12 protein-coding genes and 2 tRNA genes are annotated in these 12,654 nt (G+C 29.9%); 10 read left to right on the forward strand and 4 right to left on the reverse strand.

The window, feature by feature from the left end; translation table 11 throughout:
* Positions 1–349 precede the first annotated feature (349 nt).
* The 4 genes from L8W69_RS03245 to L8W69_RS03260 all read left to right on the forward strand — a co-directional run bounded on the left by L8W69_RS03245 (position 350) and on the right by L8W69_RS03260 (position 5,190).
* Positions 350–1,762, forward strand: a complete 1,413-nt coding sequence (locus tag L8W69_RS03245) for an aspartate ammonia-lyase (RefSeq protein ID WP_263661463.1) — start codon at positions 350–352, stop codon at positions 1,760–1,762.
* Positions 1,763–1,780: 18 nt separating this feature from the next.
* A complete protein-coding gene (locus L8W69_RS03250; protein WP_133319185.1) occupies positions 1,781–3,115 on the forward strand; it encodes an anaerobic C4-dicarboxylate transporter in 1,335 nt (444 codons plus the stop codon).
* 93 nt (positions 3,116–3,208) lie between these two features.
* Complete coding sequence (locus L8W69_RS03255; protein ID WP_263660354.1) at positions 3,209–4,552, forward strand: TrkH family potassium uptake protein; 1,344 nt, start codon at positions 3,209–3,211, stop codon at positions 4,550–4,552.
* Positions 4,549–5,190 carry a potassium channel family protein gene (locus L8W69_RS03260; RefSeq protein ID WP_133319183.1) on the forward strand — a complete coding sequence of 214 codons (642 nt, stop codon included), beginning with the start codon at positions 4,549–4,551 and terminating at the stop codon, positions 5,188–5,190. The genes L8W69_RS03255 and L8W69_RS03260 overlap by 4 nt, the downstream gene beginning before the upstream one ends.
* Positions 5,191–5,427: 237 nt before the next feature.
* Here L8W69_RS03260 and L8W69_RS03265 read toward each other — a convergent pair.
* Positions 5,428–5,504: transfer RNA gene (locus L8W69_RS03265), tRNA-Met, on the reverse strand.
* Positions 5,505–5,630: 126 nt separating this feature from the next.
* Here L8W69_RS03265 and L8W69_RS03270 point away from each other — a divergent pair.
* Positions 5,631–6,281 (forward strand): putative metalloprotease CJM1_0395 family protein, encoded by a 651-nt coding sequence (locus L8W69_RS03270; RefSeq protein WP_220567041.1) that lies wholly within the window; start codon positions 5,631–5,633, stop codon positions 6,279–6,281.
* Here the strand turns inward: L8W69_RS03270 and L8W69_RS03275 are convergent.
* Positions 6,282–6,369, reverse strand: a tRNA-Ser gene (locus L8W69_RS03275). It abuts the gene before it with no gap.
* 53 nt (positions 6,370–6,422) lie between these two features.
* On the opposite strand from L8W69_RS03275, the gene L8W69_RS03280 reads away from it, so the two are divergent.
* The 4 genes from L8W69_RS03280 to L8W69_RS03295 are packed head-to-tail and all read left to right on the forward strand — an operon-like array spanning position 6,423 to position 9,947.
* The gene (locus tag L8W69_RS03280) at positions 6,423–7,769 is read left to right on the forward strand and encodes a hypothetical protein (RefSeq protein ID WP_263666435.1); all 1,347 of its coding nucleotides are present in this window, start codon (positions 6,423–6,425) and stop codon (positions 7,767–7,769) included.
* Between the two features lie 9 nt (positions 7,770–7,778).
* Positions 7,779–8,399 carry a penicillin-binding protein activator LpoB gene (gene lpoB, locus L8W69_RS03285; RefSeq protein WP_263661460.1) on the forward strand — a complete coding sequence of 207 codons (621 nt, stop codon included), beginning with the start codon at positions 7,779–7,781 and terminating at the stop codon, positions 8,397–8,399.
* Positions 8,393–9,268, forward strand: a complete 876-nt coding sequence (locus L8W69_RS03290) for a CsgG/HfaB family protein (RefSeq protein WP_259443361.1) — start codon at positions 8,393–8,395, stop codon at positions 9,266–9,268. Before lpoB ends, L8W69_RS03290 begins: the two co-directional genes overlap by 7 nt.
* Before the next feature lies 1 nt (position 9,269).
* Positions 9,270–9,947: a class I SAM-dependent methyltransferase gene (locus tag L8W69_RS03295; RefSeq protein WP_259443360.1), complete on the forward strand. Its 678-nt coding sequence runs from the start codon at positions 9,270–9,272 to the stop codon at positions 9,945–9,947.
* Here L8W69_RS03295 and L8W69_RS03300 read toward each other — a convergent pair.
* Complete coding sequence (locus L8W69_RS03300; protein ID WP_263666436.1) at positions 9,937–10,788, reverse strand: radical SAM/SPASM domain-containing protein; 852 nt, start codon at positions 10,786–10,788, stop codon at positions 9,937–9,939. The two genes, L8W69_RS03295 and L8W69_RS03300, sit on opposite strands and share 11 nt — an antisense overlap.
* Entirely contained in the window at positions 10,778–11,806 is a 1,029-nt protein-coding gene (gene mutY, locus L8W69_RS03305; protein ID WP_263666437.1) for an A/G-specific adenine glycosylase, read from the reverse strand. The genes L8W69_RS03300 and mutY overlap by 11 nt, the downstream gene beginning before the upstream one ends.
* A gap of 89 nt (positions 11,807–11,895) precedes the next feature.
* On the opposite strand from mutY, the gene L8W69_RS03310 reads away from it, so the two are divergent.
* On the forward strand, positions 11,896–12,648 hold the full coding sequence (locus tag L8W69_RS03310) for an SIMPL domain-containing protein (protein ID WP_133319177.1): 753 nt from the start codon (positions 11,896–11,898) through the stop codon (positions 12,646–12,648).
* The last annotated feature ends 6 nt before the right edge of the window (positions 12,649–12,654 follow it).

The raw sequence follows: 12,654 nt of genomic DNA on the forward strand, positions 1-12,654 counted from the left end.
TTAAACTAAACCCTTAATGGGTTTAGTTTGAGTGATATAAGATTTTAAGTGTTAAGATGATAGCTTATAATCAAATTATCTAAAAAATGATACCCATTACAATCATAACTTCAACAAATACTTCAAAAAAATATACAAAAAATAAATATAATTAATATCATTATAAATAAAATTATTCATAAAATATCCACTATTTAGAAAATGAATATCAATACTTTATATTATTTTATATATTTTTATTAAAATTAGAAAAAATTGGAAAATTTTATGAAACTTTTATAAAAAATTGTTATATAATACCTATTAAGTTCATAAACGAAACTTAAATAAAACCCACAAGGAGTACATCATGGGAACAAGAAAAGAACACGACTTTATTGGTGAGTTAGAAATTTCTGATGAAGTTTATTATGGAGTGCAAACTTTTAGAGCACTAGAAAACTTCAATATGAGTGGTAGAAGACTACAAGATTATCCTTATTTTGTAAAAGCTTTTGCTCAAGTTAAAAAAGCAGCTGCTCTAGCTAACAAAGAAGTTGGAGTTCTTGATGCAGATAAAGCTGATGCTATTGCTAAAGCTTGCGATAGATTGATTGCTGGTGAATTTTTAGATCAATTTGTTGTGGATATGATCCAAGGTGGTGCTGGTACTAGCACAAATATGAACACTAACGAAGTTATCACAAATATTGCTCTTGAAAGTATGGGTCATAAAAAAGGAGAATATCAATACCTTCACCCAAATGATCATACAAATTTAGGTCAATCTACAAACGATACCTATCCAAGCTCAATCAAAGTAGCAACCTATGCAAAACTTAGTGATCTTTTAAAAGCTATGGAAGGTTTAAAAGCTGAATTAGAAGCTAAAGCTAAAGAATACAAAGATATCATCAAAATGGGTAGAACAGAACTTGAAGATGCGGTTCCTACAACCTTAGGAAACACTTTCAATGCTTTTGCTAGCTATATTAAAAGTGATATTGAAAAGATCACAGCAGCTCGTGAGTCAATGAGCTATTTAAATTTAGGTGCTACAGCTATTGGAACAGGAATTAACTGCCACCCTGATTATAAATTTGTGGTTGAAAAAAAATTAAAAGAAATCACTGGTGTTGATTTTAAACCTGCTGAAGATTTCATTGCAGCTACTCAAGATACAGCTGATTTTGTACATGTAAGTGGCGCATTAAAAACTGCAGCTGTAAGATTATCTAAAATCGCAAATGATTTAAGGTTGATGAATTCAGGTCCAAGATGCGGTCTAGCTGAAATTAGTTTGCCTGCTATGCAACCGGGTAGTTCTATTATGCCAGGTAAAGTAAACCCTGTAATTTGTGAAGCAGTTGGCGAAGCTTGCTATGAAGTTATAGGTAATGATGTTACTATTATGCTTTGCTCTGAAAGAGGTGAATTTGAACTTAATGCTTTTGAGCCAGGCATTGCTTATGGGTTATTTAACTCGATCGTATTGCTTGAAAATGCAATGAAAACTTTAGCTGAAAAAGCTATTAAAGGATTAAAAGCAAATCCTGAAAACTGCAAAAAACTTGTATTAAATTCAATCGGAATCGTGACTGCATTTAATCCTGTTTTAGGTTATGAAAAATCTGCAAGTATTGCAAAAGAAGCTCTAGAAACTGGAAAAGCAGTAGGTGATATTTGCCTTGAAAGAGGCTATTTACCAAAAGAAAAAATTGATGAGATTTTAACACCAGAAAATATGTTAAATCCTCATATGACAGAAAAAAGAAAAGCTTAATAACTTAGGAGTTTAATCATGGATATTATGATTATTTTACAACTTGTTGTCTTCCTTGGGGCAATATTCATAGGTATCCGCCTTGGAGGCATAGCAATAGGCTATGCTGGAGGTTTGGGTGTTGTTATTTTAGGTCTTGTTTTAGGCATGAAGCCAGGTAATATTCCTTGGGATGTTATTTTAATCATCGCTGCTGCTATTGCTGCGATTTCTGCAATGCAACAAGCAGGTGGCTTAGACTACATGGTAAAAGTTACTGAAAGAATTTTGCGTAAACACCCAAAATTCATTAATTATCTTGCACCAGCTTGCGGTTGGTTACTTACTATTTTAGCAGGTACTGGTAATGCAGTATTTTCATTAATGCCTGTTGTTATTGATGTTGCAAAATCTCAAAATATTAAGCCATCAGCTCCACTTTCATTAATGGTTGTTGCTTCACAAATTGGTATTACAGCTTCTCCAGTTAGTGCTGCTGTTGTTTATATGACTGGTGTATTAGAGCCACTTGGTTGGAACTATCCTGCATTAATTGGAATTTGGATTGTAACTACTTTTGCTGCTTGTATGATTACAGCTTTTATTGTAAGTTTAATTACTCCAATGGATCTTAGCAAAGACCCTGTATATCAAGAACGCTTAAAAGCTGGTCTTGTAAAAAGTGCTTCAGATGTTTTACATAGTGAAGATAAACCGGGTGCAAAACTTTCAGTTGCTATATTTTTATTTACGGTATTAGCAGTTGTTCTTTATGCTACTGCAATTTCTAATAATATTAAATGGATTGATCCTGTAGTTATCCCAAGAGATGCTGCAATTATGAGCTTTTTATTAACTGCTGCAACTTTAATTACATTCTTATGTAAAGTTGAACCTGCAAAAATTTTAGATACAAGTGTATTTAAATCAGGTATGACGGCTTGTGTATGTGTATTTGGTGTTGCTTGGCTTGGAAATACTTTCGTTGCAGGCCATGAAGCAGGTATTAAAGAAGTAGCGGGTGAATGGGTTAAACAAACTCCTGCTATGCTTGCAGTTGCTTTCTTCTTTGCTAGTATGCTTTTATACTCTCAAGCAGCTACTGCAAAAGCTATTGTTCCAGTTATCGTTGCTGCATTAGGAATTTCAGCTACAAATCCTGCAGATTCTTATATGCTAGTTGCTTGTTTTGCTGCTGTTTCAGCACTTTTTGTACTTCCAACCTATCCTACTTTATTAGGTGCAGTTCAAATGGATGATACAGGTACAACAAGAATTGGAAAATTCATATTTAATCACGCATTCTTTATTCCGGGTGTATTAGCTATTGCTATTGCTGTTTCATTAGGATTTTTAGCAGTAGGAATGCTTTAATGCTCTTACTTTCCGCTTTTAGCGGAAAGTTTTCTTCTTTTACTTATTAACTAATTTTAAGTAGAATATTTTTTTAATTTTTAAAGAAATAAAATGGCAAAATTATCTTTAGATAGAAATAATATAAGAATCTTATTTATAGGTTATATACTTATAGCTCTTTTTGGCACTTTCATCCTTATGCTACCCATTATGCACACTAAACCAATATCTTTTTTAGATGCATTTTTTACCAGTGCTTCAGCTGTAAGTATGACAGGACTCATTGTGCTAAATACTTCATTAGATTTTAGTTTTTATGGACAGCTTGTTATTTTACTACTTATCCAAATAGGTGGTTTAGGTTATATGAGTATAGCCATGGCTTTATATATTTTAGTACGGAAAAAGATGAGTTTTGGAGAAAAAAATCTTTTAAGAGAATCCTTAATTTATCCTGGTGCTGATGGGCTTGTAGGATTTTTGAAAAAGGTTTTATTTTTTGTATTTGCTATTGAAATTGTTGGTGCTGTTTTATTATTTTTAAGATTTAAATTAGATATGAATTTAACTGATGCTCTATGGGCTAGTATTTTTCACTCCATTTCTGCTTTTAATAATGCAGGTTTTAGCATATTTGAAAGTGGTTTAATGCCTTATAGGGATGATTTTTGGATTAACTTTATCATTACCTCTTTGATTATTATTGGCGGTTTGGGCTATTTTGTATTACTAGAATTATACTTTTTTTCAAAAAAACGCTTTGCTAGTCTAAGTCTGCATACAAAGCTTGTTTTAATCTCCACTATTATACTAATCATTTTTGCAAGTTTGATTGTGTTTTTATTTGAATATCATAACCCAAAAAGCATAGGAGAATTTTCTCTTTTTGATAAAATTATGAGTGCATATTTTACAGCGGTAAATTACCGAACTGCAGGATTTAATACTCTTGATCTTAGCACCTTTAAGGATGCAAGCTTATTTTTTGGATCTTTGTTTATGATTGTAGGTGGTGCACCAGGTGGAACTGCAGGGGGCATTAAAGTAACTACTATTGCGGTACTATTAATTTATGCATATTGGAGTATCAAAGATAGTAATACAAGAATTTTTAACTTTGAAATTCCAAGCGAAACTATTAATAAAGCTTTCATTATAGCAGTAAGTTCAATTGTTTATATTATTACCTGCGTGTTACTTTTATCTTTGATTGAAGATGATAAAAGTTTTTTACCTTTGCTTTTTGAAACAAGTTCAGCATTTGCCACAGTAGGTGTTTCAGTTGGCGATGGTGGGACCTTATCACTTAGTGCGCTTTTTAGCTCCGAAAGCAAACTTATTGTTATTTTACTAATGCTTAGCGGTAGAGTGGGCGTGCTTGCGTTTTTATTTAGTATATTTTTTAAAGAAAAAGAAAAATATTTAAATTATCCAAAAGGAAAAATCATACTATGAAAAAAGAAACTTATGGTATTATAGGACTTGGAAGATTTGGCTCTGTTTTAGCAAAAGAACTTATTGACCAAGGCAAAAGAGTTATTGTTTCAGATATTGATGAAGAAGCTGTTAAAGAGTTGCAAGATCATGCAGATTTTGCTTATATCTTAGATTCTACTCACACCATAGCTTTGAAAGAAGCGGGCTATTCAAATGCTGATGTTGTCATACTTAGTATAGGTGAAAATCTAGAATCAAGCATACTTACCTTCATGGCCTTAAAAGAAATAGGGGTAAAAAATATCATAGCTAAAGCAAATTCTTCTACACATGGACAAATTCTTTCAAAACTTGGAGTTAATAAAGTCATCTATCCTGAAAAAGAATCTGCAAAGCGTTTGGCTAAAATTCTTATCACTAATCCAAATTTTGAAATCATAGATCTTTCAGCCAACACCATAAAGGTAGCAAAACTTTTAATCGATGAGAATTTAGCGGGGAAAACTTTGCAATCCATTGGACAAAATTTAAAAGTCATTGCACACAAACAACATGATACTTGGAGCATTATGCCAAATCTAGAAAATACCGCTTATTTAAACGATATATTAATGCTACTTGGCACTCAAGAAGAACTTAATCAATATGATTATTGAAGATTTTAAATGCTACTTTTACTTTGCACTATCAATATGATAAATCTAGAAAAGAAATTCTAACGCACGGCTACACAGACCCGATCCATATTCTAGGTCACTAAATTTTTAATGTCCTTGTAAAATAAGGACATTAAAATAAATTAAATATAATCAAAAAACTATACTTATAAGCATTCTTGAAAGCTAATTTACAAAATATAAAAAATAAATATAACATTAAAGAGATATTTTAAGTGGTGTCAAGGGGGAGACTTGAACTCCCGACCTCCGGCTTATGAGACCAGCGCTCTAGCCAGCTGAGCTACCCTGACATAAAAAGAAGTTAAAATTATACTTTATTTTGCTTAACATTTTATAAAATACTTATTTTATAAATTTTATATATTTTTTAACTTTTTTGTGCTAAAAATATGAAATTATATTTAAAAAGGATTTTAATGCAAATTAGCTCAAGTTATGGCGGTGCCTTTTATACGCAAAATCCTTATCAAAACAAAGACAAAGAACAAACAAAAGAAAATATCTCTGAAAAAGAAAACCCACAGCAAACAAAAGAAAATAAAAACGATCAAGAAAAAGATGAAAAAACTCAAAAAGTTAATGGTAAAGACTTAAGTAGTGAAGAAGTAAAACAGGTACGAGAGCTTGAAAAAATCGACAGAGAAGTAAGGGCTCATGAAGCAGCCCACCAAGCAGCAGGTGGAGCCTTAGCAGGAGCTGCAAGTTTTGGCTATACAAGAGGTCCTGATAATAAAATGTATGCAGTTGAAGGAGAAGTGCCTATAAGAATGCAAAAAGGCAATACTCCTGAAGAAACTATAGCCAATGCTATGCAAGTAATTGCTGCAGCTATGGCACCAGCTGATCCTAGCCCCCAAGATTATAAAGTAGCAGCTAATGCTATGCAAATGCAAAATGATGCACGCACCGAACAAGCTAAAATAAAAGCAGAAGAATCAAAAGCTCAAAATGATAAAAATAAAGACGAAGACGATAAAAAAGCAAATCCAAATTCTAAAGCCATAAAATCATACACACAAAATTCATCACAAGATTACATAGGAAGTCAGTATAACAAAAGTGCATAGTGGCAGAGAGGAAGGGATTCGAACCCTCGGTGAGTTGCCCCACACACGCGTTCCAGGCGTGCTCCTTCGACCACTCGGACACCTCTCTAAAAATGAAAATTATAACTTATTTTTTTAAATTTATACTAAAAAAGGGATATTATGAAGCTTTATTACTCTTGTTTTTATCTTTTTATTTTACTTTTTTTAAGTGCTTGTTCAAATCATGCTAATGTTAATTTATCTTATGAAAAAGCCTTTATAAACAAACAATGTGATGAAAATACTTTAACTTTAAAAAATGCAGACAAAGACACTATATACACAGGGTTAAATTTAGCCTCTTTAGCAAGAGTTTGTAAAGATTATGAAAAAAGTAATGCTTTTTTTGATAAAGCAGAAGAGGCTTACAAATATGATGTAGATTTACAAAACGGGCTTCAGAAAGCCATAAGAAATTTTAGCGAAATTTTACTTAATGACACCATCAATGATTATCAAGGTTATTTTTACGAAAGGATTATGCTAAATACCTACAAAGGTTTAAATTATATGAGCTTGGGAGATTTTAAAAATGCAAGAGTAGAGTTTAATAGAGCTTTATACAGACAAGATAGAATGAAAGAATATTTTTATGATTATATACAAAAAGCTCAAGAAGAATACCAAAAAGAGCTTCAAAAAGATAAAAAAACATATGCGAGTTTTAAGCAAAATTTAAACCCTATCTATAAACAATATGACAATCTTCTTAGCACATTTAACGCAAATAAAAATTATACTAATATCTATGCTAGTTATCTTAGTGCTTTATTTTTCTTTTTTGATAAAGATTATATTAAAGCTTATGATCTTTTAAAAGAAGTAGCATTAAGCGATGTAAAAAACAAACAACTTCAAAAACAATTTCAAGTATTTGAAAAATTCACTCATTTAAAAACATCCTTCCCTCAACAAAAATATATTTTTATCATTTATGAAGATGGTTTTAGTGCTACAAAAGAAGAATTTGATCTTACCCTGCCATTTGTTTTTAATGATAATCTTGCAAATATTAGTGTAGCTTTTGCTTATTTAAAATCAAGAAATGCTTCTTATAAATTCTTGCAAAGTCAAGATGAAAAAACACAAAATCTAATTTATTTTGATGATATTATAGCAAGTGAATTTAAAACTCTTTTACCCTCTATGGTGATGAAAACCCTAGCCTCAAGCGCTCTTAAAACTTCAATTAATTTAGCCATAGCTAATAATGATTCTAGTGGCTTTTTATCATTTATTAGCACTGTTAGCACTGCTTTAATCAATAAAGCAGATCTTAGAATGTGGCAAGCTTTACCAAAAAGTGCTAGTATTTTAATGCTAAAAAATGAAGGTTTAGTTAAAATTTATAATGATAAAGAAAAAATAATCTTTGAAGATGAGCTGGAAAAAGATAAAAATTATATTGTGCTTATAAGATCTTTTGTGCCAAATTCAAATATTATTTACAAAATTAAAGAAAAATAAGGAGATAAAATGAAAAAAAGTTTATTTTTTATGGTTTTTGCGCTTTTGATTTTCAGCGCTTGTTCTTCACAACCAAAATATACTGATGGTAAAGCTTCGCAAAAAGTTCAAGGAAACGCACTTACTTTAGGACTTGATAGAGAAGATTTTGAAAAAACTGCTGAAGGTATGATACAAAGCTTGCTTAGTGATCCTGCTTTTGCAAATTTAAATAGCTCTAATAGAAAAGTTATTGCCATAGGAAAAATCATCAATGACACCCCGCAAAGAATAGACACAGATAAACTCACTTCGAAAATTACCATAGCATTAAGAAAATCTGGTAAATTTATACTAACAACCGCTGTAGCAGCAGGTGGAGCAAAAGATAGTTTATCTCATGATGTAAGAGATTTAAGAGACAATGAAGAATTTAATCAAAATTCCATAGCTAAAAAAGGCACACTTTTGGCCCCAAATTTCTCACTTTCTGGTAAAATCAGACAAGATACCGTTAAACTTTATAATGGCAAAATCCAAACTGAATATTTTTTCCATTTAATTCTTACAGATTTAACTAGCGGTTTAGCTTTTTGGGAAGATGAAAAAACTATTGATAAAACAGGTAAAAGCAAGAGTGTAACATGGTAAAAAAACTACTAATTCTTTTTTTCGCTCTTGTTTGTTTTTGTCAAGCACAAAGCGCTTTAAACAAAGAAAGTTATGGTGAGGGTTTTGGAAATACAAGAAGTGAAGCAATAAAAAATGCCATCAATGAAGCTCTTGGGAAAATGGAGGGCTTAAAACAAGTTAAGCTTAAAAAATTCGAATTTAGTTTTAATGGAAATTTCAATATAGGTTATGATGAAGAAATAGACTTAGTTAGCAATGGAGTTTTTAATAGCTATGATATTAAATCTTTAACTCAAACAAATCAAAATGAATTCCATGCAAAAGTTGTGATTTACAAAAAACTTTATAGTGAAAAAAATCTTGAAGATAAAAGTTCGCTAATTATCATCAATAAAGTTAAAGATGAACTTTCGGCTAAATTTGAACAAGAGCTTTTAAGCGTTTTGCTCCAAAGTAAAAAATTTAGAATTTTAGATAGAGCAAATCTTGATCTTTATAATCAAGAAAAATCTTTACTTATAAAAAATGCAAGCGATGATGAACTTGTTAAGCTTTATAATGTTTTAGGGGCTGATTTTTTACTTATTTTAAACCCTAAAATAACACAAACACAAAATGAAATTAACACTCAAACTTATAATATTAACATTGATTATCGTTTGATAGAATTTGCTACAACTCAAATCAAAGCTTCCAATACCTTAGAATTTAAAATGAGTTCTACAAGCAAATCAAGCAAACAAAAAGCCCTTAGAGGTATAGCTACAAAAATTACCGAAGATATTTTTAAACATTCTAAAGACAATGACAAAGAAGAAGAAATAGAACATGGTTTGGATGCAAACTATCAAATCAACAATGAAGGTGGAGTTAATTTAGGTTTTTAAAATGCAAAAAGCATGGGATATTAATGCAAAATTTTGGGATGTACAAATGGGAGATGATTCTAATGAATTTCATAAAAAAGTTGTGCGTCCTAAAGTTGAAGAATTGCTAAACATACAAGATGATGATTATATTCTAGATATTGCTTGTGGAAATGGAAATTTTTCCGCTTATATGTGCAAAAAATATAATATAAATGTTTATGCATTTGATTATAGTGATCAAATGATAAAATTAGCAAAACAAAGATGGAAAAATTTTTTACACAAAATTCATTTTCAAACCATAGATGCTAGCGATGAATTAACTTTGCAAAATTTAGCTAAAAAACACACCTTTAGCAAAGCTGTTTCAAATATGGCTATCATGGATATGGAAAATATCCAGCCCTTATTTAAAAGTCTTTATTTTCTACTAAAAGAAAATGGAATTTTTGTTTTTGCTACTCAACATCCTTGTTTTGTAACATTAACTAAAAAATATCTTAGTCCGCATAATTATCTTGGGTATGCATTTGAAAAACAACCTGTAAAACATCACTACTACCACCGTTCTTTGGAAGAAATTTTCAACACTTGTTTTAAAAATGGTTTTATTATAGATGGATTTTTTGAAGAACCTTTTTTAGATGAAGAATTTCCTGAAATTATAATTGTCCGAGCAAGGAAAATCAGTTTTTAAATTGCAAAAACTCACATCTTTTGCAAAGATCAGCTTTTAAAATTCCTTGCTTAAAGCCTTCTTTTAATTCTATATATAAAGATGAATTTAAAAGCTCGCTAAAATCTTTTTCAAAACAATTTCCAAGTTTTATATCCCCTTTAGTATCCAAACAACAAGGCACTAAAGTTCCATCGCTTAAAATAGCAATTTGTCCATTTAAAGCATGACAACACCCATTCTCCCTAATAACCTCATCTTTCAAAGAAGGCCATTTAAAAAGCTTAGCTTGGTGTAATATAACATGCCTTTCTAGGCGATTTTTAACTTTTTGCTTTTGAATTTTTACTTTAAAATTTTGCTCTAAAAAATCATAAATTTTCTCATTTTCTAAAGGTGGGTTGAAATTTTTATCTAAATTCCAAAGTCTTAAATTGATAAAAGAATTGTTTTTATTTTCCAAGTGCAAAAAAATAAGTTTTAAAACAGGCTCAAAGTATTCTTTTAAACTCATTCTACTTTGAGATAAAAAAGCACCCAAAGAAATATTGATTTGTCGTATGTTTTTAGAATCTAAAACAAGTTTTATTTTCTCATCATCAAAATAAAACCCGCTTGTAGTAAGTTCTATTTGCATATTAAATTTAAAAGCTATTTTTAGATACTCTTTTAAATTTAAAACCCTTAAAGGATCTCCAAGCACATGAAAAGTAAAAAGCTTGGCATGACTATGCACACTTTTGCAAATTTTTTCAAAATTTTCAAGGCTCATTTGTTTTCTTTGCGCTTTTTGGCTAGGACAAAAATCACATTTTAATCCACAAATATCACTTAATTCTATATAAATTTTCTCAAAATGCATAATCACTCTTTTTAAAAAACTCAAACGCTTTTAAGGCAAGTTTTGAAAGTGCAAGATGTTCTAATTCTTTATAAGAAAATGCTTTTGCCTTGAAATCTTCAAAATCATCATCTTTTAAAAAATACACCTTGGCATTAATTTTATATTTGGTGTAAGAGTGTTTAAATTCACCTATGAATTTTGCATTTTTTTCTTTATTATATTCTAAAAAATTATACATATTAAAATATAGCTTTTCTTTGCTTTTGATAAGCAAAAACTGCTCATTTTTTTGCACTATGAGTATATTTAAAATAATATTTTCATATTGAGTTTTTTTAGATACATGAAATTTTTCATATTCATTTTTTCCACTACAAAAACTCTCTATGGGGCAAAGCTTGCATTTTGCATTTTTAGGTAAACAAATCAAAGCCCCTATATCCAACAAAGCTTGATTATGATCAAATGCATTATCATAGTTTAAAAACTCTTTTGCTTTTTGCATTAAAAGTTTAGAGTTTGGATTTTGCAAACTATAAAATCTACTCAAAACTCTTTTAATATTTGCATCCACAAAAGCTTTAGCTTGTAAAAAACCAAAACAAGCTATAGCACCAGCTGTATATTCTCCAATACCAGGAAGTTTTTGAAGCTCTTTAATGTCAAATGGTAATTTTGCATTAAATTCTTGCACACAAATTTTTGCACATTTATGTATATTCCTAGCTCTAGTATAATACCCAAGTCCTTGCCAAGCTTTTAAAACCTCATCTTCACTTGCCATAGAAAGCGCTTCTAAAGAAGGAAATTTAGCTAAAAACTGAAAATAATAATTTTGCAAAACACTCTTTACTTGAGTTTGTTGTAACATAATCTCGCTAATATAAACAGCATAAGCATTATCAATATTTTTTAGCTTTTTTAAATCATCCTCGCTACCATATTTTCTATATTCTTTATGCAAAATACGCCAAGGAAGGTTTTTTCTACCATTCTCGTTATACCATTTTAAAATACTTTCATGAATTTTTCGCATTAAAACTTTCTTTGTTTTTAAAAATTATACAATCTATTCTTAAAAGCTTTATGTTAAAATTAAAAAAATATTTTTAAAAAGGAGTAAAAATGAAAAGTTTTTTAAAAGGTTTAGGATTAGGATTACTTTGTTTGGTATTGTTTGTACTAGGAGTAGTTTTTAATACTGAATTTTTAGGTTTAAAAAATCATAATAAACAAAATGTAGAATTTTCAAGAAATATAGAAGTATCAAATGAAATCATGCCAAATGTTTTTAATGCTGTTTTAAATTTTAGTGCGAGCGAAGAACTTAGTAAAAAAACTATCATCTCTAGTGATGAAAAAAATCATATTGCTAAAACTTTCAAAGAAATTTCAGATCGTATTGCCAAAGAAGACTATTGTAAAGGTGGAAGTTATACTTTAGAGCCAAGTTATAATTATTATCAAGGAGTAAAAACACTTAATGGGTATAGATTGTATTCTAATTTCACTTGTCAAATCCCACAAAATAAAAATAAAGACTATGAAAATCTTATAAAGGATATAGAAAATATCAGCAATACTAATACTTTAATTTCTTTTAATACTAAAGCCTTGCAAGCAGGATTTGACGAAGCAACCTTAGAAGCAAACAAAGAAGATTTATACGATCTTGCGTTTAAAAAAGCTTTTGAAAAAGCTCAATATTATTCTAAAACTTTAACAAAAACTTGCATAGTAAAAAATGTTCATTTTGATAGTTGTAATATCAAATACAATTCTCCAAGTTTAGCAGCTAGTGCAGATAGTGTAGTGCTTCCTGTTATTAAAAATGAAAAGCAAAGCTTAAAAGCTAATGTGCTTTTTGTTTGTCAATAAATTTTA

Origin of the sequence: Campylobacter sp. CNRCH_2016_3089 (assembly GCF_025772505.1) — a bacterium.
In the GTDB taxonomy this organism is placed as follows: Bacteria; Campylobacterota; Campylobacteria; order Campylobacterales; family Campylobacteraceae; genus Campylobacter_D; species Campylobacter_D lari_D.

Coding starts and splice junctions, on each gene's coding strand:
- L8W69_RS03245 (WP_263661463.1), top strand. CDS start 350: ATGGGAACAAGAAAAGAACACGACTTTATTGGTGAGTTAGAAATTTCT.
- mutY (WP_263666437.1), bottom strand. CDS start 11,806: ATGCGAAAAATTCATGAAAGTATTTTAAAATGGTATAACGAGAATGGT.
- L8W69_RS03290 (WP_259443361.1), top strand. CDS start 8,393: ATGGTAAAAAAACTACTAATTCTTTTTTTCGCTCTTGTTTGTTTTTGT.
- L8W69_RS03260 (WP_133319183.1), top strand. CDS start 4,549: ATGAAAAAAGAAACTTATGGTATTATAGGACTTGGAAGATTTGGCTCT.
- L8W69_RS03310 (WP_133319177.1), top strand. CDS start 11,896: ATGAAAAGTTTTTTAAAAGGTTTAGGATTAGGATTACTTTGTTTGGTA.
- L8W69_RS03270 (WP_220567041.1), top strand. CDS start 5,631: ATGCAAATTAGCTCAAGTTATGGCGGTGCCTTTTATACGCAAAATCCT.
- L8W69_RS03280 (WP_263666435.1), top strand. CDS start 6,423: ATGAAGCTTTATTACTCTTGTTTTTATCTTTTTATTTTACTTTTTTTA.
- L8W69_RS03250 (WP_133319185.1), top strand. CDS start 1,781: ATGGATATTATGATTATTTTACAACTTGTTGTCTTCCTTGGGGCAATA.
- L8W69_RS03295 (WP_259443360.1), top strand. CDS start 9,270: ATGCAAAAAGCATGGGATATTAATGCAAAATTTTGGGATGTACAAATG.
- L8W69_RS03300 (WP_263666436.1), bottom strand. CDS start 10,788: ATGCATTTTGAGAAAATTTATATAGAATTAAGTGATATTTGTGGATTA.
- L8W69_RS03255 (WP_263660354.1), top strand. CDS start 3,209: ATGGCAAAATTATCTTTAGATAGAAATAATATAAGAATCTTATTTATA.
- lpoB (WP_263661460.1), top strand. CDS start 7,779: ATGAAAAAAAGTTTATTTTTTATGGTTTTTGCGCTTTTGATTTTCAGC.